The sequence below is a fragment of the Flavobacterium zubiriense genome (genome assembly GCF_041729725.1).
GTDB lineage: Bacteria > Bacteroidota > Bacteroidia > Flavobacteriales > Flavobacteriaceae > Flavobacterium > Flavobacterium zubiriense.
In genome coordinates this window covers 1-1620 of record NZ_JBCFQL010000027.1, presented here as the reverse complement: position 1 = coordinate 1620, position 1620 = coordinate 1, and the positions used below count along the sequence as shown (strand labels likewise).

The 1620-nt window shown below is 38.0% G+C and carries 1 pseudogene; it reads right to left on the bottom strand.

Features of this window, described 5'->3' with window-relative positions:
• Window positions 1-1620 (bottom strand): annotated as a pseudogene (locus AAGV28_RS15375) (hypothetical protein); the annotation flags it as partial.

The window sequence follows — 1620 nt, the reverse complement described above, 5'->3', positions numbered from 1 at the left end:
CGCATCAGCTATTTTAGCTGAAGTTACCGATGAGGAAGCTAAATCAGAAGAAACTATAGAATTTTCCAAATTCAATTTACTGTAAGCTATTGCTGCAGTGGTACTAATATTAGCATTTACAATTGTTTCAGCAGCTATTTTGTCTGAAGTTACAGCCGCATCAGCTATTTTAGCTAAAGTAACAGCCCCATCTTCTATGTTTCCTGTAGATACTGCAGAGGAAAAGCTTCCATCAGCCATTAAATACTGAGAAGATGTTCCACTAGGAGTTTTATAACCCGCTGCGGTAATAGCCCCGCTAGTTTTAACATCAGTAATAGCTGTATTTCCCAATTGGATGGTATTACTACCGTTTCCTATTGCCCTGTATCCGATAACAATCTGATTTTCCTCATTATTATCATTGGGTTTGGTTTCAAATCCAATTAAAACAGAATTATTTATGATTGTGTTTGGGTTACTGGAGGCAGTTTCTCGGCCGGCAAATGCTCCCAAAACAGCATTATTGCTTCCAGTTGTGTTTGCATCAATAGCCGCTACGCCAATTGCTGTGTTGTTTTCTCCATTGATAGTATTTTCCATAGATTGAGCACCAAAAGCTGAATTGTACTTTCCAGTAGTGTTTTGAGCCAAAGAATTATTTCCAGATGCTGTATTTCCACCGCCGGAAGTATTAAATCCTAATGAATTATTTCCCGAGGCTGTATTTCCACCGCCGGAAATATTAGATCCTAATGAATTATAGCCGATTGCTGTATTGTTTCCTCCACCTAAATTAGATCTCAATGTTTGATACCCAATTGCCGTATTGCTTTCTCCTTCATTAGATTTTAATGATTGATACCCTAATGCTGTATTATAAATTAGATCTCCAGTTCCACGTCCTATAGTCAATTCATTTGCAATTAGATCTGAACTAAATGTTTTTAAACCCGAAATTGTCTGAACAGTAGTTAAGTCAACGAATTTTGATGAAGATGCCGCCGAATTTACAAATTCTGTAGTTGCAATTTGAGTGGTATTGGTTCCTTCTGTAGCTGTTGGAGCTAATGGTGTGCCAGTTAATGTAGGGGAATCCAAATTAGCTTTTTCTGCCTGAATCTCATTCACAGCTGCTACTAAATTAGAATTAGTTGTTGTTGTCAAACTAGTCAAATCACCTATTTTACTGGTATTGACAGCAATACCTGAGATATCCTGATCGCCTGTATTGGTTCCTGATTGATTCGAAAGTTTAGTGATTTCCGAAGCGTTAATTAAACGCTCGCCATCAACCTTATCTACTTTTGTGTCCAATGCGGTTTGTGTAGCTGTAGAAACTGGTTTGTTAGCATCGCTTGTGTTATCAACATTTGGCAAACCTACCATTGTTGCAGTTATTCCATTAACTGTTCCGGTAAAGGTTGGGGAATCAATATTTGCTTTTAAATCTAATGCTGTTGTTGTAGCAAAACTACTCAAATCCTGATCGCCTGTATTTGTTCCTGATTGATTCGAAAGTTTAGTGATTTCCGAAGCGTTAATTAAACGCTCGCCGTCAACCTTATCCACTTTTGCATCTAATGCCGATTGCGTTGCAGTCGAAACCGGTTTGTTTGCATCGCTTGTGTTATCAACATT